Source organism: Leekyejoonella antrihumi (assembly GCF_007845645.1).
Taxonomy (GTDB): Bacteria; Actinomycetota; Actinomycetes; order Actinomycetales; family Dermatophilaceae; genus Leekyejoonella; species Leekyejoonella antrihumi.
In genome coordinates this window covers 246,136-269,163 of the sequence record NZ_VCQV01000001.1, presented here as the reverse complement: position 1 = coordinate 269,163, position 23,028 = coordinate 246,136, and the positions used below count along the sequence as shown (strand labels likewise).

Annotated in this window: 23 protein-coding genes; 13 read left to right on the top strand and 10 right to left on the bottom strand. The window is 68.2% G+C overall.

All coding sequences use genetic code 11. From position 1 onward, the window contains the following. Nucleotides 1–114 precede the first annotated feature (114 nt). Nucleotides 115–957, top strand: a complete 843-nt coding sequence (locus FGL98_RS01305) for a hypothetical protein (protein ID WP_146314832.1) — start codon at nucleotides 115–117, stop codon at nucleotides 955–957. A gap of 91 nt (nucleotides 958–1,048) precedes the next feature. After that, nucleotides 1,049–3,298, top strand: a complete 2,250-nt coding sequence (locus FGL98_RS01300) for a heavy metal translocating P-type ATPase (RefSeq protein WP_146314831.1) — start codon at nucleotides 1,049–1,051, stop codon at nucleotides 3,296–3,298. Nucleotides 3,299–3,310: 12 nt separating this feature from the next. Here the strand turns inward: FGL98_RS01300 and FGL98_RS01295 are convergent, their stop codons facing one another. Together FGL98_RS01295 and FGL98_RS01290 are read right to left on the bottom strand one after the other, a co-directional pair. Next, complete coding sequence (locus tag FGL98_RS01295; protein ID WP_146314830.1) at nucleotides 3,311–3,661, bottom strand: hypothetical protein; 351 nt, start codon at nucleotides 3,659–3,661, stop codon at nucleotides 3,311–3,313. A 53-nt stretch (nucleotides 3,662–3,714) separates the two neighbouring features. Further along, nucleotides 3,715–5,226 carry a fatty acyl-CoA synthetase gene (locus FGL98_RS01290; RefSeq protein WP_146314829.1) on the bottom strand — a complete coding sequence of 504 codons (1,512 nt, stop codon included), beginning with the start codon at nucleotides 5,224–5,226 and terminating at the stop codon, nucleotides 3,715–3,717. A 980-nt stretch (nucleotides 5,227–6,206) separates the two neighbouring features. Here FGL98_RS01290 and FGL98_RS26995 point away from each other — a divergent pair. Continuing rightward, entirely contained in the window at nucleotides 6,207–6,839 is a 633-nt protein-coding gene (locus tag FGL98_RS26995; RefSeq protein ID WP_425460969.1) for an ABC transporter ATP-binding protein, read from the top strand. Here the strand turns inward: FGL98_RS26995 and FGL98_RS01275 are convergent. Continuing rightward, the gene (locus FGL98_RS01275; RefSeq protein WP_222431952.1) at nucleotides 6,736–7,008 is read right to left on the bottom strand and encodes a hypothetical protein; all 273 of its coding nucleotides are present in this window, start codon (nucleotides 7,006–7,008) and stop codon (nucleotides 6,736–6,738) included. The genes FGL98_RS26995 and FGL98_RS01275 overlap by 104 nt on opposite strands. Here FGL98_RS01275 and FGL98_RS26655 point away from each other — a divergent pair. Then, complete coding sequence (locus FGL98_RS26655; RefSeq protein WP_222431947.1) at nucleotides 6,974–7,978, top strand: efflux RND transporter periplasmic adaptor subunit; 1,005 nt, start codon at nucleotides 6,974–6,976, stop codon at nucleotides 7,976–7,978. The genes FGL98_RS01275 and FGL98_RS26655 overlap by 35 nt on opposite strands. An 18-nt stretch (nucleotides 7,979–7,996) precedes the next feature. Here the strand turns inward: FGL98_RS26655 and FGL98_RS01265 are convergent, their stop codons facing one another. Further along, a complete protein-coding gene (locus tag FGL98_RS01265) occupies nucleotides 7,997–8,767 on the bottom strand; it encodes an SCO family protein (RefSeq protein ID WP_186525900.1) in 771 nt (256 codons plus the stop codon). 85 nt (nucleotides 8,768–8,852) lie between these two features. On the opposite strand from FGL98_RS01265, the gene FGL98_RS01260 reads away from it, so the two are divergent. Genes FGL98_RS01260 through FGL98_RS01245 form a run of 4 tightly spaced genes read left to right on the top strand, consistent with a single transcriptional unit; the run spans nucleotide 8,853 to nucleotide 13,073 of the window. After that, nucleotides 8,853–10,151, top strand: coding sequence for an MFS transporter (locus tag FGL98_RS01260; protein ID WP_342779931.1), 1,299 nt, complete (start codon nucleotides 8,853–8,855; stop codon nucleotides 10,149–10,151). Between the two features lie 18 nt (nucleotides 10,152–10,169). Next, nucleotides 10,170–11,615: a phytoene desaturase family protein gene (locus tag FGL98_RS01255; RefSeq protein ID WP_146314824.1), complete on the top strand. Its 1,446-nt coding sequence runs from the start codon at nucleotides 10,170–10,172 to the stop codon at nucleotides 11,613–11,615. Then, nucleotides 11,612–12,439, top strand: a complete 828-nt coding sequence (locus tag FGL98_RS01250; protein ID WP_281289138.1) for an SDR family oxidoreductase — start codon at nucleotides 11,612–11,614, stop codon at nucleotides 12,437–12,439. The genes FGL98_RS01255 and FGL98_RS01250 overlap by 4 nt, the downstream gene beginning before the upstream one ends. Before the next feature lie 16 nt (nucleotides 12,440–12,455). Next, nucleotides 12,456–13,073, top strand: coding sequence for a HutD/Ves family protein (locus FGL98_RS01245; protein ID WP_186525899.1), 618 nt, complete (start codon nucleotides 12,456–12,458; stop codon nucleotides 13,071–13,073). Here the strand turns inward: FGL98_RS01245 and FGL98_RS01240 are convergent. Continuing rightward, the gene (locus tag FGL98_RS01240) at nucleotides 13,048–15,291 is read right to left on the bottom strand and encodes an FUSC family protein (RefSeq protein ID WP_146314822.1); all 2,244 of its coding nucleotides are present in this window, start codon (nucleotides 15,289–15,291) and stop codon (nucleotides 13,048–13,050) included. The genes FGL98_RS01245 and FGL98_RS01240 overlap by 26 nt on opposite strands. A 48-nt stretch (nucleotides 15,292–15,339) precedes the next feature. Between FGL98_RS01240 and FGL98_RS01235 the strand changes: the two genes are divergently transcribed. From FGL98_RS01235 to FGL98_RS01215, 5 genes are all read left to right on the top strand, one after another. Further along, nucleotides 15,340–15,882 carry a MarR family winged helix-turn-helix transcriptional regulator gene (locus FGL98_RS01235; RefSeq protein WP_146314821.1) on the top strand — a complete coding sequence of 181 codons (543 nt, stop codon included), beginning with the start codon at nucleotides 15,340–15,342 and terminating at the stop codon, nucleotides 15,880–15,882. After that, nucleotides 15,879–16,445, top strand: coding sequence for a cysteine hydrolase family protein (locus tag FGL98_RS01230; RefSeq protein WP_146314820.1), 567 nt, complete (start codon nucleotides 15,879–15,881; stop codon nucleotides 16,443–16,445). The genes FGL98_RS01235 and FGL98_RS01230 overlap by 4 nt, the downstream gene beginning before the upstream one ends. Before the next feature lie 143 nt (nucleotides 16,446–16,588). Beyond that, entirely contained in the window at nucleotides 16,589–17,626 is a 1,038-nt protein-coding gene (locus FGL98_RS01225; RefSeq protein ID WP_146314819.1) for an NAD-dependent epimerase/dehydratase family protein, read from the top strand. A gap of 74 nt (nucleotides 17,627–17,700) precedes the next feature. Then, nucleotides 17,701–18,987, top strand: coding sequence for an NAD(P)/FAD-dependent oxidoreductase (locus FGL98_RS01220; protein ID WP_146314818.1), 1,287 nt, complete (start codon nucleotides 17,701–17,703; stop codon nucleotides 18,985–18,987). Between the two features lie 80 nt (nucleotides 18,988–19,067). After that, on the top strand, nucleotides 19,068–20,351 hold the full coding sequence (locus tag FGL98_RS01215; RefSeq protein ID WP_246136304.1) for a cytochrome P450: 1,284 nt from the start codon (nucleotides 19,068–19,070) through the stop codon (nucleotides 20,349–20,351). Here FGL98_RS01215 and FGL98_RS01210 read toward each other — a convergent pair. From FGL98_RS01210 to FGL98_RS26645, 5 genes are all read right to left on the bottom strand, one after another. After that, nucleotides 20,338–20,964 (bottom strand): methylated-DNA--[protein]-cysteine S-methyltransferase, encoded by a 627-nt coding sequence (locus FGL98_RS01210; RefSeq protein WP_146314817.1) that lies wholly within the window; start codon nucleotides 20,962–20,964, stop codon nucleotides 20,338–20,340. The two genes, FGL98_RS01215 and FGL98_RS01210, sit on opposite strands and share 14 nt — an antisense overlap. Further along, complete coding sequence (locus tag FGL98_RS01205; RefSeq protein ID WP_146314816.1) at nucleotides 20,961–21,461, bottom strand: RNA polymerase sigma factor; 501 nt, start codon at nucleotides 21,459–21,461, stop codon at nucleotides 20,961–20,963. Before FGL98_RS01205 ends, FGL98_RS01210 begins: the two co-directional genes overlap by 4 nt. Before the next feature lie 17 nt (nucleotides 21,462–21,478). Beyond that, on the bottom strand, nucleotides 21,479–22,027 hold the full coding sequence (locus tag FGL98_RS01200) for a methylated-DNA--[protein]-cysteine S-methyltransferase (protein WP_146314815.1): 549 nt from the start codon (nucleotides 22,025–22,027) through the stop codon (nucleotides 21,479–21,481). A gap of 182 nt (nucleotides 22,028–22,209) precedes the next feature. Then, complete coding sequence (locus FGL98_RS26650) at nucleotides 22,210–22,527, bottom strand: SDR family oxidoreductase (RefSeq protein ID WP_222431946.1); 318 nt, start codon at nucleotides 22,525–22,527, stop codon at nucleotides 22,210–22,212. Next, complete coding sequence (locus FGL98_RS26645; RefSeq protein ID WP_222431945.1) at nucleotides 22,443–22,955, bottom strand: SDR family NAD(P)-dependent oxidoreductase; 513 nt, start codon at nucleotides 22,953–22,955, stop codon at nucleotides 22,443–22,445. The genes FGL98_RS26650 and FGL98_RS26645 overlap by 85 nt, the downstream gene beginning before the upstream one ends. Between the last annotated feature and the right edge of the window lie 73 nt (nucleotides 22,956–23,028).

The window sequence follows — 23,028 nt, the reverse complement described above, 5'->3', positions numbered from 1 at the left end:
GGCGCGGGACTCGATCAACCGGACTCACGTCGTTCGCCGGCTCTCGGCCGGCGGGTTGGCGGCTCTCGACTGGCGAGTGCCGGAGTTTCGGTTGCCATGTGCTGGACTGGGCGCATGCTGCGGGCCGACATCACGACCATCCCTGCCACCGCCACCCGACCCAACGAGGATGCCGCCGGGTGTCGGGGCGACGCGATCGTGCTGATGGACGGCGCCGGGATGCCCGCGGCCACGCGGGCAGGTTGCAGTCACTCGGTCGACTGGTTCTCCCACCTCGCGGTGGACCGCTACCTGGGCCACCTGCAAGATCCTGCGGCGACCATGCCGGACGCACTGGCGCAAACCATCGCGGACGTTGCCGGTATGCACTCGGGCACCTGCGACCTCGACGCGGGCTCACCGAGTGCGACCGTCGTCGCGGTCCGGCGCGTAGGCGGTGAGCTGCAGCATCTCGTGCTCGCCGACTCCTCGCTCGGCCTGGTCGGGCCAGACGGTGCGCGGGTGATCACCGACGACCGGCTGGCGAAGGTCCGTCACCCTCTCGGTGCCCAGCTGCGCGACGTGCGTAGCCGACTGGATCCCCGGCAAGACCAGGACGACCCAGACATGCTCGAGGCATGGCGGGCCTATGACCTGGCCATCCGGAACCCTCCGCGCCCGGACGCAGACGGGTTCTGGTGTGCCGGCCACCGACCGGAAGCGGCGGATCATGCACTGACCGGCAGCACCCCCGTCGACGAGGTGGCTGGTGTCGTCCTCGCGTCCGACGGCGCGATGCGCCTGGCCGAGATCTTCGACGAGCTGACACCGGAGGCGCTCGTCACGGCCTACCTGCGCGAGAGTGCAGACCACTGGCTGGCGCGCACCCGGCAGGTCGAGACCGTGCATCGCGAGGAGTCGGTGCGATGCTGGCGCAAGCCGTGTGACGACGCCACGGTCGCCGTCTGGGCGCGCTGAGACCACCTATCGGGAGGCCGTCGGCTCGCAGCTCACTCGTCGGACGGCGCCGGCTTGGAATATACCCATAGGGGGTATCGTTGTGAGCGTCATGACGACCCAGTCAGCACCACAGGCACCCGCCGAGCTCGATCTTGCGATCAGCGGGATGACATGCGCATCCTGCGCGGCGCGGATCGAGAAGAAGCTGGGTCGGCTCGATGGAGTCGAGGCCAGCGTCAACTTCGCGACCGAGCACGCCAGGGTCCGGTATGCCGAGCCGGTGACGATCGATCAGTTGCTGCAAACCGTGGAGGCGGCGGGATACCACGCCAGCCTGCCCGCGCCGCCCGCCAACGGTGCCGTAGACGAGGCGCCTGCGGCGCCCGACGAGGCGGCCCGGCTGCGCACCCGACTGACCGTGACGTGGGCGCTCGCGCTGCCGGTGATCGTGCTGTCGATGGTGCCGGCCATCCAGTTCGACAACTGGCAGTGGCTGGCGCTCGTGCTGGCCTCGCCCGCGGTCGTCTGGGGCGGCCTGCCCTTCCACCGGGCCGCCTGGAGCAACCTGCGACACGGGGCATCGACGATGGACACGCTGGTCTCGATAGGGACGCTCGCGGCCTACGCGTGGTCGCTATGGGCACTCTTCTTCGGCAGCGCGGGCGATCCCGGCATGCGCAGCCACTTCTCCTTGACCGTCGGCGCGGTCGACGGGGCGTCCGTCATCTACCTGGAGGCGGCAGCCGGCGTCACCGCGTTCCTGCTGACCGGGCGCTACCTCGAGGCGCGGTCCAAGCGATCGGCCGGCGCGGCCCTGCGTGCGCTGCTCGAGCTGGGCGCGAAGGACGTCGCGGTGCTGCGCAGTGGCGTCGAGGAGCGGATCCCGGTCGACGACCTGAGGGTCGGTGACCGGTTCCTGGTGCGCCCCGGCGAGAAGATCGCAACCGATGGTGTGGTCGAGGACGGTTCGTCGGCGCTCGACACGTCCATGATGACCGGCGAGCCGGTGCCCCGCGAGGTGCAACCGGGCGGCGAGGTGATCGGCGGCACCGTGAACACCGGCGGGCGACTGGTCGTGCGCGCCACTCGCGTGGGCGCAGACACCGCGCTGGCTCAGATCGGTCGGCTGGTGTCGGATGCCCAGTCCGGGAAGGCCTCCGTGCAGCGGCTCGCCGACCGGGTGGCGGCAGTATTCGTGCCGGTGGTGCTCGGGCTGGCCGCGGTGACGTTCATCGGTTGGCTGATGCTCGACGGATCGGTGCTGCGAGCGTTCACCGCTGCGGTGGCCGTGCTGGTCATCGCCTGCCCGTGTGCGCTCGGGCTCGCCACCCCCACCGCGCTGCTGGTCGGCAGTGGTCGCGGTGCGCAGCTCGGCATCCTCATCAAGGGGCCCGAGGTGCTGGAGCAGACCCGCACCGTCGACACGGTCGTGCTCGACAAGACCGGCACGGTCACCACCGGCCGAATGAGCGTGCAGCACGTGGTCGCGGCCGAGGGGGCGGACGCCGACGAGGTGCTGGCCGTGGCCGGCGCCGTCGAAGATGCCTCGACCCATCCGATCGCCCGCGCGATCGCCGCCCGTGCCGCCGCGCAGGCCGGCCTGTCGACTGTCGAGTCCTTCGCGAGCGTGGACGGATTCGGTGTCACTGGTGTGGTCGACGGTCGCGCAGCCGTCGCCGGGCGTCCGAGGCTGCTCGAGCAGTGGTCGATCAAGCTGCCGGATGACCTGCAGCAGCAGTTCGACCGTATGCAGGTCACCGGGCAGACCGTCGTCGCCGTCGGGTGGGACGGCGTGGCCCGTGGCCTCGTCGCGGTCGCGGACACCGTCAAGCCCAGCTCCCGCGCGGCCGTCGACCGGCTCCGGGCGCTCGGGCTCACTCCGGTGCTGCTGACCGGTGACCACGAGCGCGCGGCACGCGCGGTGGCCGACCAGGTCGGCATCGACGAGGTGATCGCGGGTGTCCTGCCCGCGGGCAAGGCGCAGGTCGTGCAGCGGCTGCAGGCCGAGGGCAAGGTCGTCGCGATGGTCGGCGACGGTGTCAACGACGCCGCCGCTCTCGCCCAGGCCGACCTGGGCATTGCGATGGGCACCGGCACGGATGTGGCGATCGAGGCCGGCGACCTCACGCTCATGCGCGACGACCTGCGCGGAGTGGTCGACGCGATCCGCCTGTCCCGTCGCACGCTCGGGGTGATCAAGGGCAACCTGGCCTGGGCGTTCGCCTACAACGTTGCCGGCATCCCGCTGGCAATGGCCGGCCTGCTGGACCCGATGTTCGCTGGTTTCGCGATGGCGGCGTCCTCGGTGCTGGTGGTCACGAACTCGCTGCGACTGCGGCAGTTCTCCACGAGCAGATAGCCCGCCGAAAGGTCAGCTGCGGCGATCGGCGGCGGCGCTGCGCCGACCGATGATCGTGAGCACCACGCCGACCGCGAGCGCAAGGGTCCAGCAGATCGCCAGCACCGCGAGCGCGACCCAGGCGGGGTGCATGATCGCGGCACTCGGCGCCACGATCAGCGCAACGATGCCGAGCACAACCAGCGCAGGAACCCCGATGAAGGCAACCACGATGCAGGTGGCGGCGATGGCCGACCCCACGGACAGCACGGCGCTGTCGGCCTGCTGCGTGCGCAGCGCAGCCGGCCGGATGCTGATCAGGCCCATCGAGTCCACCGCCTTCCTCGCTCCGATGTAGTGCGCGAAATGCGCACCAACCACCATCGTCGCCGCTCATTCTGACAGGTCGATGTGGATTCTTGGGAAACACTGGGTGGTCAGCTTCGCAGCTCACGTTTGAGGATCTTGCCGGAGGCATTGCGCGGCAGTTCGTTGACGAAGATGACCCTCTTGGGCACCTTGTAGGAAGCGATCTGGCCCCGGGTGTGCTCAATCAGCTCCTGGGCGCTGACCTGGCCTTTGGGCACGACGTACGCCGTGATGGCCTCGATCCACTTGTCGTCCGCCAGCCCGACGACGGCGACCTCCGCGACCTGGGGGTGGGTGTAGAGCGCGTCCTCGACGTCCCGCGACGCCACGAGGACGCCGCCGGTGTTGATGACGTCCTTGATGCGATCGACCACGAAGATGTAGCCCTGCTCGTCCATCCGCACCAGGTCCCCGGAGTGGAACCAGCCACCGTTGAAGGCGGCCTGGGTCTCCTGCGGCTTGTCCCAGTAACCCTCGCACAGCTGCGGCGAGCGGTAGACGATCTCGCCGAGCTCCCCGGTCGACACGTCGTTGCCCTCCCCGTCGACGACCCGTGCCTCGACAAAGAGGGCCGGGCGGCCGGCGCTGTCGGGGCGGTCCGCATGCTCCGCCGGCTTCAGCACGGTGGCCAGTGGTGAGATCTCGGACTGTCCGAAGAGGTTGTAGAAGCCGAGCTCGGGCGCCATCTCCTGCAGCCGCTTGAGCACCGGTACCGGCATGATCGAGGCGCCGTAGTAGGCCTTCCGCAGGCCGCCCAGCCCCTGCTCGAAGTCCGGATGGTTCGCAAGCGCAACCCATAGGGTGGGTGCGGCGAAGAACGCCCGGTGACCGTCCTCGCGGAGGCGGCGCAGGATGTCGCCCGGCTCCGGCGTCTCCACAATGGTGTTTTCGGCGCCGACCATGAGCGCCGGCACGAGCAGCACGTGCATCTGTGCCGAGTGATAGAGAGGCATCACGTGTAGGGGCGCGTCCGCACCGGTCAGCTCGAGGGCCTGTAGACAGCTGACGTACTCGTGAATCAGCGCGCGGTGAGTGATGATCGCGCCCTTGGGTAGCGAGGTGGTCCCAGAGGTATACAGCAGCTGGACGACATCGCCGTCCCCCGGGTCGACCTTGACGTGCGGCGTCTCCGCGTCTGCGGCGTGGGCGATCTCGGCGATGGAGCCGATCTCGTCCCGCAGCGCGATGGCGGTCCCAGGGTGTCGGTCCAGCGCTTCCAGCTGCGGGCGCAGGGCCGGATCCACCAGCACAGCCGTCGAGCCGGACTGCTCGATCAGGTAGTTCAGCTCACGGGCCACCAGGTTGTAGTTGATGGGCACATGGACGAACCCGGCTCGAGAGCAGGCCAGGAAGGCGATCAGGTAGGCGTCGGAGTTCCTGCCGTAGGCGGCGATGCGGGCGCCGGCATCCAGTCCGAGGGTCCGCAGGTGCGCGGCGACGGCATCCACGGCATGGTCCAGTTCGGCATACGTCCAGGTCCGGTCCTGGAATCGGACCGCGACCCGGTCCCGGAAGGACTGCGCGGCGCGGCGGGCGATGTCATCGACGGTGCTGCTGCGCACGGCGGCTGAGGTGGACATGGTGACCTCCTGGAGTGGGGTGGCTCTAGTACTGCTTATCACCGGGGGGCCGCGTGTGAGGCGGCATCGCGGCAACCGGTGGCCGATCAGCGGGTGAATGCCCGCCTCAGGTGGCTTTCAGGTGGTCCATAACCTCGCCACAGGTTGCCGAAAGACCCATGCCAGGTCGCACTCCTAGGTTCTAGAAGTCGTCACCGTTTCGAGGTGACCTGGTCCAGAAGGCGAGAGCAACCAGGATGGCTGGGACTCGAAATCGGCACGGTCGACGATCTGCCGCCGCAGGTGCAACGGTGGTGCTCGTCGCTGCCGCAGGCGGGGCGTGGGGTGGCACGAGCACCGTGACCCGGCGCAGACGACGGCAGCGGCTACGTCGACGAACCAACCGGTGACGCTCGGGACCGTGTCCCAGACCTGAGCACGACGGGGACGTTCGTTCCCGCGCATGAGGCGGATCTGACCTTCGCGAGCGGCGGCACCATCAGTTCGTTGTCGGTGGGTGTCGGGGACAAGGTGAGCGCGGGACAGGACGTCGCGGCGCTCGACCCGACCTCGTTGCAGGCAAGTGTCACGGCTGCTCAGGACACCCTGACCTCGGCGGAGGACAGCGAGACCTCGGCAGCGGGCACGAGCCAGGCATCCGCTGCTGAGAAGCCGGACCCAGATCAATTCTGGTGTCCAGGCCGGCGAGACTGTCGCTGTTGCCAGCCGAAACCCCATCGGCTCCAGAACGAGTAGCAGCTCCGGGAGTGGCCGCAGCAGCTCGGGCCTGTCGGGATTCGGCGGCTCCGGATTCGGTGGGTCCGGCTTCTCCGGCTCAAGGGGCAGCGGCGAATGAGCCTCATACACCTGGCGATTGACGCCGACCGCCAGCCGTTGCTGGTGTTACATGACGTGACCAAGACCTCCACCTCGGCGAGGTGGAGGTCGCCGCACTGCGCGGTATCAACCTGATCGTCCCGGAGGGAGAGTTCCTTGCGATCATGAGGCCCTCGGGTTCGGGCAAGTCGACCTTGATGCACATTCTGGGCTGCCTGGATTTCCCAACCGAAGGCTCGTATGAGCTCGGCGGGGTGGACGTCTCGGGCATGGACGAGGCCGCCCTCGCGAACGTTCGCAACGCAAAGATCGGTTTTTGTCTTCCAACAGTTCAACCTGCTGGCCTCGCTCAGTGCATGGCGCAATGTCGAGCTGCCCCTGATCTCTGCCGGCATCCCCCGGGGGAACGCCGGCAGATGGCCGAAGCGGCCCTGGAACGAGTCGGTCTGGGCGACCGACTGGAGCATCGACCGCTGGAGATGTCCGGCGGGCAGCAGCAGCGAGTCTCCGTCGCCCGCGCGCTCGTGACCGATCCGGACCTCATCCTTGCGGATGAACCCACCGGCAACCTCGACTCGGTCGCGACCCAGGAAGTGCTCAATCTGTTCCGTGACCTTCATGAACAGGGGCGAACGGTACTCATCATCCCCCACGAGCCCGAGGTGGCCGCCGAGGCGGCACGTGTTGTGCACATCAAGGACGGCGAACTCCGAGCCCAACCACGACGACGAGCACCAGCACCCCGGCACCGACCACCAGCGCGCCCACCAGCACCAGCACGCCTCCGCCGACGGTGAGTCCGACGAGCAGCAGAACGCCTCCGCCCACGACGACCTCGCCGCCGACGCCCACCACGAGCCCGACGACCCCGCCAGTCAACTCCGCGGAACTGGCCGCGCGCATCGCCGCCGTGCAGACCGCATCGAGTGCCTTGACGACCGCATCGGCCACCTTGTCGAGCCTCACTTCGCTGGTCGCCTCGGTTTCATCGGGCTCCGGGCACTCGTCATCCGGCGGCGGCCCCGGGGGATCTTCAACCCAGGGCGGATCTCAGCCCACGAAGAGCACCCAGGGTGGGTCCTCCGCCGCACACGGCACGACGGGTTCGCAGAGTGCTGCGGCGCCCACCAGCGACTCCACCACCACCCCCAACGGAACGTCCAGCGGCAAGGGGGCCTCTGCTGGCGGGTCGGCGGCCACCTCTGCGGAGTCCGGCCAGGGTGGCGGGGGGTCAGGAGGTTCAAGTGCGGCTTCCATAGCGCAGGCGCAGCTGGCTGTCACGCAGGCCGAGCAGGCTTCTGCGGGAGCAACTCTGACGACTCCGATCGATGGTGTGGTCGCGGCCGTGGGAATGACGGCCGGACAGGACGCGACCAGCTCCTCATCCATCACCATCGTCGGGCAGGGCGATGCACAGATCACTCTGCAGGCGTCGCTGACGCAGCTGCCATCGCTGTCCGTCGGTCAGACTGCGCAGGTGTCGGCTCCCGGCGCGCTCGGCACCATCGCGGCCTCGGTGACGCAGATCGGCATCCTGCCGTCGTCAACCAGTAGCCCGACCTATCCAGTCACGGTCGTGGTGCCGGATGCACCGCCGCCGCTCGCATCCGGCACATCGGTGCAGGTTGCGGTGGACACCAAGACGGCCACGAACGCGGTTACGGTGCCGGTCTCCGCTTTGGCCATGCTCGGAAACGGTCGGGCATCGGTGCAGGTCGCCAACGGCACGTCGGTGACGACCACGATTGTCGGAGTCGGCGCGATCGGGGACGGACGTGCCCAGGTGACCAACGGGCTCAAGGCCGGCCAGTCCGTCGTGCTGGCGGACCTGACCTCGGTCTTCCCGTCCAACGAGAGCGGTTCGACAAGCAGCCTCACCGGCCGTGGCTTCTCCGGTGGTGGAGGTGGAGGTGGACGATTCGGCGGCTCACGCTGAGCGAGGCGGCGTAGTGGCTCAGACCTGGTTCACCCAGCGGAGAACCTCGCGGGCCTGAGACTCGGTCCAGGCGGTCGTCGCGGGCTTGAGTACGTTCTTGTGGCCACTGGCGCTCATGAAGGTGTACACCGTCTTGGGAATCTCGCTCTCCTTCGTCACGGGAGGTCCCTCCAGGATGAATCGTTCATGACCGTGCTGGTCGAGGAAGAACACCTCGTCGGAGTGGCTGATGTCGTAGGTGAGTGGTTTGCCCGTGCGCCAGTTCTTCGGCGCGGTGCCGCTGTCCGTGGTCTTCTGACGCCACACCCCGAAGAACATCCACAGCGTGTTGACGTTGCTGGTGCTGCCGGTGAGCATCAGCCAGTTGGACGGGGCGGGGGAGTAGAGCTTGCGGTACGCGGCGATCTGTGGAGTGGTGTCGCGCGTCGGGTCCACGGTGATGGACAGGTAGACCACGTTCTTCATGCCGGCCTTGTCCTCGTCGCGGGCCGTCTGCACGACGGTCGCGGTGTCCAAGGGGCAGGTCTCCTGACACAGCGTCATCGTGTCGGAGATGACGATGGTCTTGCCCGCATAGTCACTCAGGTGCACGGTCTTGCCGGTGGAGTCGGTGAACGGCAGGTCCAGGATCGCCTTGGGCAGAGCCTGGTCGGTGCTGGTGCCGATGCTCGCGCCGGGGGTCGAGACGGCATGGGAGGCTCCGCCGCCGCAGCCGGCCAGAACGACCAGACAGCCTGCCGCCGCCGCGACGCTGGTGACAGTGCGTAGTCGACGGGCTGTGCGGTTCACAACTGCACGGTAGGCGAACAACCTGGGTGCGCTCGCATGGCCGTGCCCGAGGTGCCTTAGATTTGCTGCGACTAAAGGAGCTCTCGTGATCTCCCCCAAGCGCGGCGTGCACGATGGTTCCTCCGGCGTCCGCGCCATGTTCGCGGACACCACGCCACTGCGAGTGCCGGCATTTCGCCGCCTCTGGACGGCAAACATCATCACCGTCATCGGCGCACAGCTGACGGTGGTGGCCGTCCCGGCCCAGATCTACGCCATCACGCGCAGCTCGGCATACGTCGGCCTGACCGGTGCCTTCGGGCTGGTGCCGCTCATCTTCTTCGGGCTGTATGGAGGCGCGCTCGCCGATGTGATGGACCGTCGCCGCCTGATGATGATCAGCACCGTCGCGCTGATCGCGACCAGCGCGACGTTCTTCGCGCAGGCGTTGCTCGGCCTCGAGAACGTGTGGTTGCTGCTCACGATCTTTGCCGTGCAGCAGGCGTTCTTTGCGATCAACCAGCCGACGCGCAGTGCGATCCTGCCGCGCATCATTCCCATGAGGCAACTGCCGGCGGCCAACTCGCTGAACATGACCGTGTTGCAGTTCGGTGCGATTGCCGGTCCGATGGTCGGGGGTGCGCTGATCCCGGTGCTTGGCTTCGCAGCGCTCTATCTGGTCGACACGATCTCTCTCTTCGCGACCCTGTGGGCAGTGATCTCGCTGCCGGGCCTGCCACCCGAGGGGCCAGTGCACAAGGCGGGGTTCCGCTCTGTAATGGATGGATTCGCCTATCTACGGCACCACAAGGTGCTGCTGATGTCATTCCTGGTCGACATCATCGCAATGGTCTTCGGGATGCCACGTGCCCTCTTCCCCCAGATCGCCCACCAGAGCTTCGGCGGCCCGGTGGATGGTGGCCTGGCGTTCGCGCTGCTGTTCGCGGGGATACCGGCGGGCGCCGTGGTGGGAGGGGTCTTCTCCGGCTGGGTTTCCCGCACCAGCCGCCAGGGATATGCCGTGATCTGCGCAATCGTGGTCTGGGGACTGGCGATGGCCGGTTTCGGCGTCGCGGTCGGCATGGCGCACGGCTCGATGGGGGTGATGCTGGTCTTCGCGCTGCTGGCGCTGGTGATCGGCGGTGCTGCAGACATGGCATCGGCGGCGTTCCGGTCCACGATGCTGCAGGAGGCGGCCGGCGACGAGGTGCGTGGCCGGCTGCAGGGCGTGTTCACCGTCGTGGTTTCCGGCGGCCCGCGGCTTGCGGATGTGCTGCATGGCACAGTGGGCGGCCTGGTGGGCACCTCGGTCGCGGCTACCGGTGGTGGAGTTCTGGTCGTGGTACTGGTGATAGGTGCGGCGATCACGGCGCCGGCCTTCATCCGGTATCGCGTGCAGCGGTAACCGGCCTAAGGTAGTCCGATGCCTTCTGCAGTGATCGTCGGCTCCGGCCCCAACGGGCTTTCCGCCGCGGTGCACCTGGCGCGCCACGGCGTGGCAGTGCAGGTCCTGGAGGCCGCCGGTCGGATCGGTGGAGGGACGTGTTCCGGCGAGCTGACCGTGCCGGGACTGGTCCACGACTACTGCTCGGCGTTCCATCCGATGGGTGCCGGATCGCCCTACCTGTCGACCCTGGACCTTGCCGCCCGCGGGCTGCAATGGCGCTGGCCACAGATCGACTGCGCCCATCCGCTCGACGACGGTGCTGCCGGGGCGCTGCACCGTTCGCTCGAGGACACCGCCGAGGGGCTCGGCAGGGACCGCGACCGGTGGATGCGGATGTTCGCCAGTCTCAGGGACGGCTTCGACGACCTTTCGGCGGATCTCCTGGGGCCGGTGCTCCGGGTGCCGGACCACCCCATCAGACTCGCGCAGTTCGGCCCCCGAGCGCTGCTGCCGGCAACCGTCTCCGCGCGCTGGTGGCGCACCGACAAGGCGCGCGCCCTGTTTGGCGGAGTTGCGGCACATCACTATGGCCGGCTGGATCGTCCGCTGTCGTCGGCGGTGGGTCTCATGATCATCGCGGCCGGTCACCGGTATGGCTGGCCGGTCGCCGAGGGCGGTTCGCGGGCCATCGCGGACGCGCTCGCGGCCATGCTGCGAGACCACGGGGGATCGATAGAGACCGGGGTCCGGGTCCGCCGGGCGAGCGACATCCCGCCGGCGGACGTCGTGCTGCTCGATGTGGAGCCTGCTGCCGCACTCGACATCTACGGCGACCGGTTGCCGTGGCGCATTCGGCAGTCCTTCCGGCGGTTTCGCCATGGCCCGGCAGCCTTCAAGGTGGACCTCGCCGTGGACGGGCCGATTCCATGGTCGAGCTCCGACTGCGCCCGCGCCGGGACCGTCCACCTCGGTGGTTCATTCGAGGAGATCGCCCGCGCCGAGCAGGAGGTGGCGTGCGGGCGTATGCCGGAGCGTCCCTTCGTGCTGCTGGGCCAGCAGTATCTCGCGGACCCGACCCGTTCACGAGATGGCATCAACCCGGTATACGCCTATGCGCATGTGCCACCCGGCTTCACCGGTGATGCGACCGAGGCGGTCATGGCACAGATCGAGCGGTTTGCACCGGGCTTCCGAGGCCGGGTGGTGCGGAGTGTGTCGACGGGCACGGCGGGGCTGGCCGAGCACGACGCGAACCTGGTGGGCGGCGACATCGTCGGCGGTGCGACCAACCGGCTGCAGGTGGTCTTCCGCCCGCGAATGTCCACCGACCCCTACAGCCTCGGCATTCCCGGAGTGTTCTTGTGCTCCGCATCCACACCGCCGGGTGCCGGTGCGCACGGCATGTGCGGGTACCACGCGGCGCAGTCGGCGTTGCGCCATCTAGGCTCGGCGGTACGACCGGATGAAGGGATGCACCCGTGAGTAAGAGCTTCGAAGGCCGCACCGTGGTGATGTCGGGAGGCAGCCGGGGCATCGGCCTGGCCATCGCGCTCGCCGTCGCCCACCGCGGCGGAAACATCGTGCTCCTGGCGAAGACGGACCAGCCGCATCCGCGGCTGCCGGGCACGATCCACACGGCAGCACAGGAGATCGAGGACGCAGGCGGGCAGGCGGCGGCGATCGTCGGCGACGTGCGCAACGACGCGGACATCGAGCGAGCGGTCCAGACCGCCGTCGACACCTTCGGCGGCGTCGACATAGTCGTCAACAACGCGAGCGTGCTCGACCTCTCGTCCACCGCTGACGTCGCGATGAAGAAGTTCGATCTGATGCAGGCGGTCAACACCCGTGGCACCTTTGCCTTGACCAAGGCGTGTCTGCCCCATCTGATCAAGTCCGACAACGGGCACATCCTTACGCTGTCTCCGCCGCTCAACCTGTCGCCGAACTGGCTCGGTGCGCACCCCGCCTACCTGATGGCGAAGTATGGGATGACCCTGGCAACGCTCGGGTTCGCCGCCGAGTATGCCGAGGTTCCCGTCTCGGCCAACTGCCTCTGGCCACAGAGCACGATCGCCACCGCGGCCGTTGCCAACCTGCTCGGTGGCGACGAGACCGTCTCGCACTCGCGATCTCCGCAGATCGTCGCGGACTGCGCGATCGAGATCCTTTCGACGCCCGCCGGCTCGCTCACGGGGCAGACCTTGATCGATGTGGACGTTCTGCGAGCCGCCGGACACACCGACCTGTCCGGCTACGGCGGGACCGATCCGATCAGTCTCGACATCTTCGTCGACGAGGCCTGAGCGAGGTCCACCAGCCGTGCGCGATCCGGTGAAGTCTGCCCCACACCAGCCCAGTCGGCACACGGTGCTGCGCTGGGCCGACGCCCAGGCGGCTCCGTGGAAGAACGGTGGCGGTCTGACCAGCACGCTGCTGACCGGGCCGGCGGGCTCCCCGTCAGATGCCTTCGACTGGCGCATCAGCATCGCCGGCATCCGCCGGTCAGGTGACTTCTCCGCGTTCGACGGTGTCGAACGGGTCTTCACGTTGGTCGAAGGGGACCCGGTGGCTCTCACCATCGACGGGACCGAGCAGGCCGTGCCACTGCTTGCGCCGTTGACGTTCAGTGGTGCGTCTGACGTCTCATGCGCACTGATGTCCGGACCGGCGCGGGCGCTGAATGTCATGACACGCGAGGGGCGTTGTCGTGCCGAGGTTTCCGTGCTGCTCATCGACGGGCGCAGGCAGCTCACCTGCACGCGCGGGCGCGAGAACCTGCTGCTGCCGCTGCCCAGCGAGGTCGGGGTGACCACGTCCGGTGGGTGCACGCAGTCGCTCGGTAGATTCGATCTCCTGCGGGTCCACGGCGACTGGGCATTGCTCGAACCGCGTGGCGCGCAGAGCATGCTGCTTATCGAGATTGCGCCGATCGGCTGAGGTCGGGCTCGTCGTTCTCGTCGCGGGTCGACACGTCGGTGTTGTCGAAGGGCCCGATCATCTGGCGCAGTGCCGCGTGGAGTCGAACCAGGTCTTGCCGCACTGCCCGTAAATGACCCGCGTTCGCGCGTGCGGCTCCGATCTCACGATCGGCGGCCTCGAGGTCGAGGTGTCCCGGGCCGGGTGGAGGCGCCGCGCCGAGCGGACTGGAAATGGCGGCGAGGGCTGCCGTCGTGCGCGCCAGAGCCGTGACCGCGGCGGCGAGGTGCTCATCCGTGCCGGCCTCTGCCCGCACGGATCGGGTGAGCGCCTGCGCGCGACGGACGGTGTCGGCATACAGCGTCAGGTTATGGCGAGCCCATCGCGGGCTGTTGGCTGCCAGCAGTGGCCGGGTCAGTGGCGCCCCGACCTGCAGCAGGGCACGCAGCCGGGTGTCGAGGTCGCGCAGCGGCCCGTCGAGGTCGGGCGGGTCGGTGGGCTCATTCGGTTGCAGGTGTCCGCGGATCGCGAGCAGGAAGTCGCGCAGGCTCAGCAGGAGGTTGCGGCGCACGGACTCGACGGCATCTCGGGTGCTGACCGGAGTGACCACCAGCCCGACCACGATGCCGATCAGGCCGCCGAGTGCCGTCTCCTTCAGGCGCAGGAAGAGCAGGTCATCGGAGAACTCGTGCAGCACGCTGTAGAGCTGAGCGACCATGATCGTGACGAAGAAGATCATGTAGGCATAGGAGATGCGCACCAGGTAGAAACCGCACGACATGCTCACGACAATGACGGCAAGGGTCCAGACCGTGTGGCCCGTTGTGAGGTGGGCCAGCAGGATGCCCGCAAACAGGCCGACCAGTGTGCCGATGACGCGGTTGGTTGCCTTCAGCGCTGTCTCGGACCTGGTGCCTGTTCCGGCGAAGGCAACGAGTGCCGCGATGACCGCCCAGTAGTAGCGGTGCGGGTCGAGCATCCGGCCGAAGACGATGGCCAGTGCCCCTGCCACGGCGACCTGCACCGCCTGCCGCGTCGTGAAGTCCAGTCGGGACAGGGGGTTCCAGCGTCGACCACGGGCGTCCACGTCGCGTACGACAGCGGGGGACCCGGGTAGGTAGCCGAAGGCAAGGGCAACGGCCGGCGTGAACTGGTCGTCGTCCAGGCCGGTCACGCCCGGTGGCTCACCGATATCTGGTTCGAGCTCGACGTAGTCGAGGACTCCGACGGCCAGATGGCGTGCGGATCGGCGTTCGTCCGCGGTGCCGAGCCGATCGGACTCGGCCAGACCGCGCAGGTGCGCGGCGGCGGTGGCCGCATCCGCGTTGTGCCCGAGGGTCAGGGCCCATAGCGCCTGCACTGCGGCCCGTCGAAGCTCACGGTCGGCACCGACGAGATCCTGAGACGCAGTGGTGAGCTGCCCGAGGCACAGCTGCAGGTCGACCAGGCGGCGGCGGACCGCGCTCGCACTCCAGCCTTGTGGAAGCGCGTCCGAATCGGCCGACCAACCGTCGATCATCAAGGCGGCTTCCGCGAGTCGGCCGCGTTGCGCGCCAACCTTGCGGCGGCGTCGCGCGACCTCGGTGGCGTCGTCGGGGTCTGCCATCACCAGGTATGCCGATGCGCGAGCAAGCCGTCGCGCCCGGGCGTTGAAGCTGCTGCGCACGCGTCGCAGAGTCCGTTTCGGGTTGGTGCGTGTCACGGTGACCGACAGCAGCAGCACCCACGCGGTTCCGAGCACGATCGCCAGCATCAGGTGGGGGACCGTGCTCACCGTCGCGTGCAGGAACGAGGAGAAGAAATACCCCATCCACAGCATGAAGCCGTAGAAGAAGAAGTCCATGCCGAAGCGCCGGACGTAGACCGCCACGAACATCACGGCCACGAAGGTCATCAGCATCACGTCGATATGTGTTCCAACGGCTACGCCCAGACCGATACCCAGGCCCATTGCGACCGGAAAGAAAGCGGCGGTGCGCACCTTGGACCATCCGCCCGTGCCACCCAGGGCGTTGGAACCGATCATCGCGACCATGGCGCCAAGCAGCATGGCCACGACCGTCGACATCTGGTTTGCGTGTGTGAGCAGGCACAGCGCGAGCTCAACCGCCAGCGCGCCGGCCATGGCGAGCGCGGCAAAGAGGGCCTGCCGCAGACGGGTCAGTCCGGGGTCGGAACCGACGACCGCATCCCAGGTGTGCCGCATCCAGCCGCGCGCCCGGGACTGTAATATCTGCATTATGCCGATAATAACAGGTATGATACCGATGATTGGAGGCACGACTGTATGACGGGTGAGACAGCACCGGTCGCCGCGCGCGATGAGGCCGACCCGGTGGCCGTGATCGAGGTGCAGGCTGCGGTCCTGACACGCAACTTCGAGCTGCTGCGGCGCCGGTCCGGCTTCGACTCCCAGCTGGACCGGGCCGGTTACCTGCTGCTCCTCGCGCTCGACTCGCTCGGGCCGTCCGACATCGGCACGCTGGCGGCGGCTCTCGGCCTTGACCCGTCGACGGTGGGGCGGCAGGTTGCGGCCGCAGAGGGCAAGGGCCTGGTCACCCGGAACCCGGACCCGCAGGACCGGCGGCGCTCGGTGGTGACGGCATCCCCGGACGGACTGGCGCGGATGGCGGAGCTGAGCGTGGCACGTCAACGGCGCACCACGAAGATGCTCGCGGGTTGGTCGGTCGAAGATCTGGCTCAGCTCGCGCGCATGTTCACCCGCTACAACGAGGAAGTTGCCCACCACTACTTCACCGGTATCGACCAGGTCGGGTGTGCCGCACCGCACGACCAGCCGAAACATTCCACTGCAGAGGACGACTCATGACGGGCTCCACCGGCACCGCACTGCTCGTGATGGACGTTCAGCTCGGCATCACCCAGCGGTTTGCCGAGGGCACCGACTACCTGCCTCGGCTCGCCGGCACCATAGACGTGGCCCGGGCGCACGGCATACCGGTCGTCTATGTGGTGATCGGCTTCCGCGAGGGGCACCCTGACGTCAGCCGAAGCAACAAGTCCTTCGCCGTGATGGCCGGCTCCGGCAGGTTCATCCCCGGCGATCCGGGAGCGCAGGTGCACCCCGATGTGGCTCCACACGACGGTGACGTCATCGTGACCAAGCGCAGGGTCAGTGCGTTCGCCGGCAGCGACCTCGACCTGGTGCTGCGGTCCATGGAGATTCGCCACCTTGTCCTAGCGGGGATCGCCACCAGCGGCGTTGTCCTTTCCACGCTGCGGCAGGCGGCCGACCTCGACTTCGGGCTGACGGTCATCTCCGATGGCTGCCTCGACCTCGATGACGAGGTGCACCGCGTCCTGACGCAGAAGGTGTTTCCCCGTCAGGCGCAGGTCGTGACCGGTCGGGAGTGGCGCGACCAGCTGGCCTGACGCAGCTCGCCCACCGGGGCGGCAGGGTGCCTCACGCAAGCGATGGCACGCAGCGTCACGCAGGCGGACGGGGCGTCGCGGATCGGGTTCTGCTGTGAGCAGAGAGTCTGGCGAGGCAAACGCAATGATGATCGAATCAGGTTGTGAAGCTTCTGATTCTGGGTGGGACCGCCTTCTTGGGTCATGCCGTCGCGACCGAGGCAGTGAGCCGCGGGCACGACGTCACCTGCGTGGCGAGAGGTGAGTCCGGCCAGGTGCCGGCTGGCGCTGGACTGGTCGTGGCCGATCGTGACCGCGACGATGCACTGGCGAATGTGGCCGAGCAGCACTGGGATGCGGCGGTCGACGTTGCCCGCCAGCCTGGTCACGTCCGTCGAGCCGGGCGAGATCTGTCGCGCGCGGCGGAGCACCTGGTCTTCGTCTCGACGGGCAATGTGTATGCCGACACGAAAACCCCTGGGCTCGACGAGTCGGCTGCGCTGCTGGATCCGCTCGCTGACGACTCCTACACCGACATGCAGGCGTACGGACCGGGCAAGGTCGCCTGCGAACAGGCGGTGCTCGAGGCGTTCGGCCCGAAGCGGTGCACGATTGCGCGCGCGGGTCTCATCGGCGGGCCGGGGGACACGTCAGGCCGGTCCGGCTACTGGCCGTGGCGGTTCGCCCATCCGAGCACGCCCGGTGGGCAGATCCTCATCCCGGCCGCGAGCGAGATACCCGCGCAGGTCATCGACGTGCGTGATCTGGCGAGGTGGCTGGTGGACTGTGCAGAGCAGCGGCTCGACGGAGCGTTCAACGCGGCGGGTGAGCGCACCACGCTGACGCAGGTGCTCGAGGTGGCCCGCCGGGTAGCGGGATTCGCCGCAGAGGTGGTGGCCGCAGAGAACGACTGGCTGTTGTCCGAGGGCGTTAGCGAGTGGGCCGGTCCGAAGTCGTTGCCCCTGTGGCTGACCGATCCGGACTGGCGGGGCTTCTGCGATCGGAACATCTCGGCGGCGCAGGCGGGCGGTCTGAGGCTCCGCCCGATCGAGGACACGATGCGGGGCGCGCTGGCCTACGAGGAGAGTCGTGCCAAGAGCCACCCACGGGCGGCGGGCCTCAGCGACGCGGACGAGCGGAACCTGCTCGAGGCCTACGCCGCCAACGTGATCCGCGCCACACAGCAACGGCGCGATGATTGACGGAATCGCAGGACGCAACTCACTAAGTGGACCAGGCCGGTGCCCGCGAGGGGGTGGCAACCTAGGCTGAGGACATGTCCACGACGACTCACGGCACAGGTCAGCGCCCGCACGTAGTAGTCATCGGCGGTGGTTTCGGGGGACTGGCGGCAGTGCACGCCCTGCGACACGCCGATGTCGACATCACTCTCGTAGACCAGCACCCCTACAACACCTTCCAGCCGCTCCTCTACCAGGTGGCGACCGCGACGCTGAACCCCGGCGACGTCACCTGGTTCCTGCGGTCGGTGCGGAGCCGACAGCGCAACGTGTGGTTTGTGCAGGGTGCGGTGAAGTCGATGGATCACCACACCAGGATGGTCTCACTCGACAACGACACCGACCTGACCTACGACTACCTGGTCCTCGCGAACGGTGTTACGGCCAACTTCTTCGGCATCCAGGGAGCCGCCGAGAACGCCATGCCGCTCTACACCCGCACCCATGCGCTCAAGCTGCGCGACACCATCTTCGCCAGCCTCGAGGATGCCGCGCTCAACCACCCCGGTCAGGACGTCCGCGTGGTCATCGTCGGTGGTGGTGCGACCGGTGTGGAGACAGCCGGCGCACTCGCCGAGATGCGCAACAAGGACCTGCCGGTGCTGTATCCCGAGTTGGACCCGAAGCATGTGCACGTCACGCTCGTCGAGATGGCCGACCACCCGTTGGCGGCATTCTCGAAGGGCAGCCAGGATTATGCGCGGGAGGCACTGGGGCGCCGCGGCGTCGACCTCAAGCTGGACACGAAGGTGCGGGAGGTGCGCCGTGACGGTGTTGTCGTCGGCGACGACGCGGAGTTCCTCCCTGCCGGTGTGGTCATCTGGGCCAGCGGCATCACCGTCGACGACTCCGTGTCGCAGTGGGGCCTGCCGCAGGGCAAGGGCGGGCGCATCAAGGTCGACGACCAGCTGCGGGTCGAGGGTATGCAGCGTGTCTATGCGGTCGGTGACGTCGCCATCGGCGAGGGTGATCTGGCTCTCCCTCAGCTGGCTCAGCCGGCGTTGCAGGGGGGCAAGCACGCCGGCAAGGCCATTGCCGCCGACCTCGAGGGTGCGTCGATCAAGCCCTTCACCTACCTCGACAAGGGGATCCTCGCAACGATCGGGCGCAGCTCCGCGGTGGCCGAGGTCGCGCACTTCCCGCGGCTCCAGGGTTTTCCGGCGTGGGTCATCTGGAACGCCGTGCACATCACGACGCTGCTGGGCAACCGCAACCGGGCTGCCGCTATGGTCAACCTCGGTGCGAAGTACCTTGCATGGGGTCGGTCCCACAACGCCATCGTGGGAGACACGCCGAAGGCCATCGCCCAGCGCGTCAAGTGAGTGCAGCCGGACGATATTGTGTAGGGATACTCGACTCTCCGGCGAGAAGACCGCGCGCGCCCAGGCTCACGAATTAGGATTTGTCAATCGAACGTCTACGCAGCCATCTCGCGCGCCGTGCACTCATCAGAGCACAGCGTAATAACTTCGACCTCGCTTCCCTGCCGACCTCCATCTTTCCGAAGGCAAGCCTGTTTCCGTTGCAGCGGAACGGGCTGGACCCGGTGCCGATGCTCGACGCGCGGCGGGTCGCAGCGCCGATCAGCCGCGTCAAGCTGCCGTTCAAGTTCCGCGTCTGGCTCGTCATGGGGCATGAGGAGGCACGCGCCGTCCTGGCCGACGCGACCGGGTACAGCACCGACATACGCCACCTCATGGGGACCAGTGGCCCCGCAACCGCGGGCGACATCGGCGGCCTGGGGTTCACCGACCCACCGGACCACACCCGGCTCCGGCACCTGCTCACGCCGGAGTTCACCCGCCGCAGGCTTGCCCGCCTGCAGCCACGGATCACCGAGATCGTCGATGATCGGCTCGGGATGGTGCAGGCGCTCGGCCCGCGCGTCGATCTGACCGAGCACTTCTGTCACACCGTGCCGTTCATGGTCATCTGCGAGCTGCTCGGGGTGTCCTACGACAGCGGCGACTTCCAGGCGCTGGGCAAGGCTCGCTTCGACGTGACCAAGGGCGGGCCAGGATCACTCGGCGCCGTCTCGCGATCTCGGGACCGCCTGTTGGAGGAGGTCCGCCGGCAGCGCGTCGAGCCTGGGGACGGTCTCATCGGCCAGATCATTCGCGAGCACGGCGACGAGATCTCCGACCATGAGCTCAGCGGGCTGGCCGACGGGGTGCTCACCGGCGGCTTCGAGACCACCGCGTCCATGCTTGCGCTCGGGATGGTGCTGCTGCTGCGCAGCGACGAGCACCTGCGACTGCTGCGGGACGAACCGGCCGCGGTCGACGGAGTCGTGGAGGAGATGCTCCGCTACCTCACGGTGGTGCAGATGGCCTTTCCCCGGTTCGCCAAGGAGGACCACGACCTCTTCGGGATGCACATTCGCGAGGGAGACGTGCTGCTGGTCTCGCTCAGCGCGGCCAACCGCGACTCGCGGCTCGGTGCGGGCATGGACACCTTCGACCCGCATCGTGCTCCGACCCCGCATCTCGCATTCGGGCACGGATTTCACCGGTGTGTCGGTGCCGAGCTGGCTCGCATGGAGCTGCGGACCGCCCTGCCGGCGATGGCGCGGCGCTTCCCGCAGATGCGGCTCGCGGTCCCTGAAGACGAGCTGAACTTCCATCGTCTCGCCCTGGTCTATGGGCTGGACGAGCTTCCGGTGATGCTCGGACCTACCTCCCGGTAGTCGTCCGTTCCATCGCGAGCAGAACGCTTTTCGCTTCGGCCCCGCCCGCGTAGCGGCCCACCGAGCCGCTCGCGGGCAGCACCCGGTGACACGGCACCACCAGTGGCAACGGGTTCGTCGCGCAGGCGGACCCCACGGCGCGCACTGCCTTGGGATTGCCGACCTCCGCCGCAACCCGTGTGTACGAGTACGTCTGCCCATAGCCGATCGTCGGCAGAAACCGCTGCACCGTCTGCCGGAACCCGTGCGACAGCGCGAAGTCCAGCGGCAGGTCAAAGGTCCGGCGACCGCCTGCCAGGTACTCCTCGATCTCCCGCGCGGCGTCATCGAGCCGACCGGGTGCCTCCAGGATCCGTGGACTGACGGCGGCGGCGAGTGCCTCGAGGGCCGCCTCATGGCCCTGCACCGCGTAGGCGATGCGCACCAGGCCCGTGGGGGTGGCGGCCAGCAGTAGCGAGCCGACGGCCGTGTCGAGCGTGCGGTAGGCCACGTCGAGCATGCCGTCGCGCTCCGCGCCGCTCTCCAGCCTCCGATGCAGGGCGGCCATCGACTCGGCTGAGGGTGACGTGCGGTCCTGCAGCTCGTGCACCACCTGGTCTTCGGTGGGTCTCATGACCCGTCTCCTCTCGCGAATCCGGCTGTGTGCTGTGCGCGCAGCCGGTTGACTCCATCCGCCGCGGCCCGTCGAGCCGCGGCAGCGCTGCCACCGATGATGTCGGCGACCTGCGCGTAGGGCAGCCCGGCCAGGTAGTGATAGGCGACGGACTGCCGCTGCTTGGTGGGCAGTGCGCGCACCTCGCGCCACAGGTCGGTGTCCACGCTGCCCGGCAAGGCGGTCTGTTCGGCCCGCTCCGGCACCTCGGCGACCGGCACGGGGTGTCGGCGATGCGCCCGGACCACGTCGATCGCCTTGCGGTGCGCGATCGTGACCAGCCAGGCCTCGACATTCGCGTCCGCCGGCAGGTCCGGCCAGGCGCGCAGTGCCGCCAGAAAGGTCTCCGACCATGCGTCCTCGGCGTCGGCGTGCGATCCCAGAACGGCACGGCATACGCGCAGCACCGTCGGACCGTGGTCGGTGACGACGGTCTCGAAGGGAGCTTTGGGGGGCATCGAGTGGTCAGCAGGTCCTAGAAGAGCCTGGCGGCTCGCGCCTCGTCGGGCTCCTCGAGGCCGAGCAGGAAGCGCTTGCGGTCCAGCCCGCCCGCGTACCCGGTGAGACTGCCGTCGCTGCCCACGACGCGGTGGCAGGGGATGACCACCGACAACGGGTTGTGGCCGACGCACTGGCCGACTCGCTGGGCGAGCGCCTTGTTGCCCAGCCGCTCGGCGAGCGCGCCGTAGGTGGTCGTCGCGCCGTAGGGGATCTCCATCAGCAGCTTCCACACCTGGTGCTGGAAGGCATCGCCGTGTGGGTCGATCGGCAGGTCGAATGCTGTGCGCCCACCGGTGAGGTACTCGTCCAATTGGCGACCCGCTCGGTCCAGCAGTGGGTCGCTGGACGCGTCCACTCGTGGGCCGAAGTCGTCGGTCGACGGGTTCGTCCAGTGCTGGGGGAAGTAGATACCGATCAGGGAGTCGTGGTCAGCGACGACGGTGAGCTCGCCGAGGGCGCCGTCGATGACGCAGTGTCGGGCGGTCGTGCGGCTGGTCGGTGCGGTGCGGTGTGGCGCGGTCACGGGTGGTCCTTTCCGGTGATGTCAGGTTCTCATGCAGTAGACGCGCGGCAGACCCAAAACGTGAGGTCCGACCAACAGGCTCCTCCCCGAGAGGTCACGAATTGCACCCGAGAAGTCATAAATTGCACCCGAGAGGTCACGAATTGCACCCCAGGGTCCACCCTTGCGCAGATCCAATGACCTCAGCGCCCGCCACCGATGTCGAGACTGGTTCCGGTGATGTAGGAGGCTTCGGCGGACGCGAGCCACGCAATGGCGTCGGCAACCTCCTCAGGAGTGCCGGGCCGTCCGAGCGGTGGTGTGCTGCCGAGGCGTTCGAGCCGGCCGGGCGCATGAATGTCGGTGTGGATCAGGCCCGGTCGGACGCCGACGACGCGGATCCCCTCGGTGGCCACTTCTGCAGCCAGCCCCACCGTCAGTGCGTCGATAGCGGCCTTGCTCGCGGCGTAGTCGACGTACTCGCCCGCGCCCCCCGAGCACCGCTGCCCGTGACGACACATTGACGATGACGCCTCCCGCGCCGCCATGGGCGGTTGATGCGGCGCACCGCCTCAGCCGCAGCAAGGAACACGCCCCGCACGTTGATCGTGAGCACCCGGTCCAGCCGTGCCGCGTCATACTCGTCCACTCGTGCTGCCGGGGACACCACCCCGGCGTTGTTGACGAGCGCCGAAACCGCGCCGAGCTGCGACTGTGCTTCGTCGAACATGGTCACGATGTCGGCCGGGCGCGCCACATCCGCTCGTATGCTGATCGCTCGCCGCCCCAGCGCGCGGCAGGCGGCCGCGACCTGTTCGGCCGAATCGAGCTGGTCGCGAAAGGTGATTGCCACATCCCATCCGCAGCGTGCGAGGGCGATTGCGGATGCGGCGCCGATGCCGCGACTGCCACCGGTCACCAGCGCCGTGCCTACACAGTCGTCTGACACAGCGCATCACCTTTTCGGTCCGACAGATGTCTGGTTCCTAGTCTGCCAGTGGCGCCAAGCCACGAGACGACGG

Excerpts from the sequence above, each read along its gene's own strand:
- FGL98_RS01305 (WP_146314832.1), top strand. The coding sequence starts at position 115 with ATGCTGCGGGCCGACATCACGACCATCCCTGCCACCGCCACCCGACCC.
- FGL98_RS01300 (WP_146314831.1), top strand. The coding sequence starts at position 1,049 with ATGACGACCCAGTCAGCACCACAGGCACCCGCCGAGCTCGATCTTGCG.
- FGL98_RS01295 (WP_146314830.1), bottom strand. The coding sequence starts at position 3,661 with ATGGTGGTTGGTGCGCATTTCGCGCACTACATCGGAGCGAGGAAGGCG.
- FGL98_RS01290 (WP_146314829.1), bottom strand. The coding sequence starts at position 5,226 with ATGTCCACCTCAGCCGCCGTGCGCAGCAGCACCGTCGATGACATCGCC.
- FGL98_RS26995 (WP_425460969.1), top strand. The coding sequence starts at position 6,207 with ATGAGGCCCTCGGGTTCGGGCAAGTCGACCTTGATGCACATTCTGGGC.
- FGL98_RS01255 (WP_146314824.1), top strand. The coding sequence starts at position 10,170 with ATGCCTTCTGCAGTGATCGTCGGCTCCGGCCCCAACGGGCTTTCCGCC.
- FGL98_RS01240 (WP_146314822.1), bottom strand. The coding sequence starts at position 15,291 with ATGCAGATATTACAGTCCCGGGCGCGCGGCTGGATGCGGCACACCTGG.
- FGL98_RS01235 (WP_146314821.1), top strand. The coding sequence starts at position 15,340 with ATGACGGGTGAGACAGCACCGGTCGCCGCGCGCGATGAGGCCGACCCG.
- FGL98_RS01230 (WP_146314820.1), top strand. The coding sequence starts at position 15,879 with ATGACGGGCTCCACCGGCACCGCACTGCTCGTGATGGACGTTCAGCTC.
- FGL98_RS01220 (WP_146314818.1), top strand. The coding sequence starts at position 17,701 with ATGTCCACGACGACTCACGGCACAGGTCAGCGCCCGCACGTAGTAGTC.
- FGL98_RS01210 (WP_146314817.1), bottom strand. The coding sequence starts at position 20,964 with ATGAGACCCACCGAAGACCAGGTGGTGCACGAGCTGCAGGACCGCACG.
- FGL98_RS01205 (WP_146314816.1), bottom strand. The coding sequence starts at position 21,461 with ATGCCCCCCAAAGCTCCCTTCGAGACCGTCGTCACCGACCACGGTCCG.
- FGL98_RS26650 (WP_222431946.1), bottom strand. The coding sequence starts at position 22,527 with ATGTGTCGTCACGGGCAGCGGTGCTCGGGGGGCGCGGGCGAGTACGTC.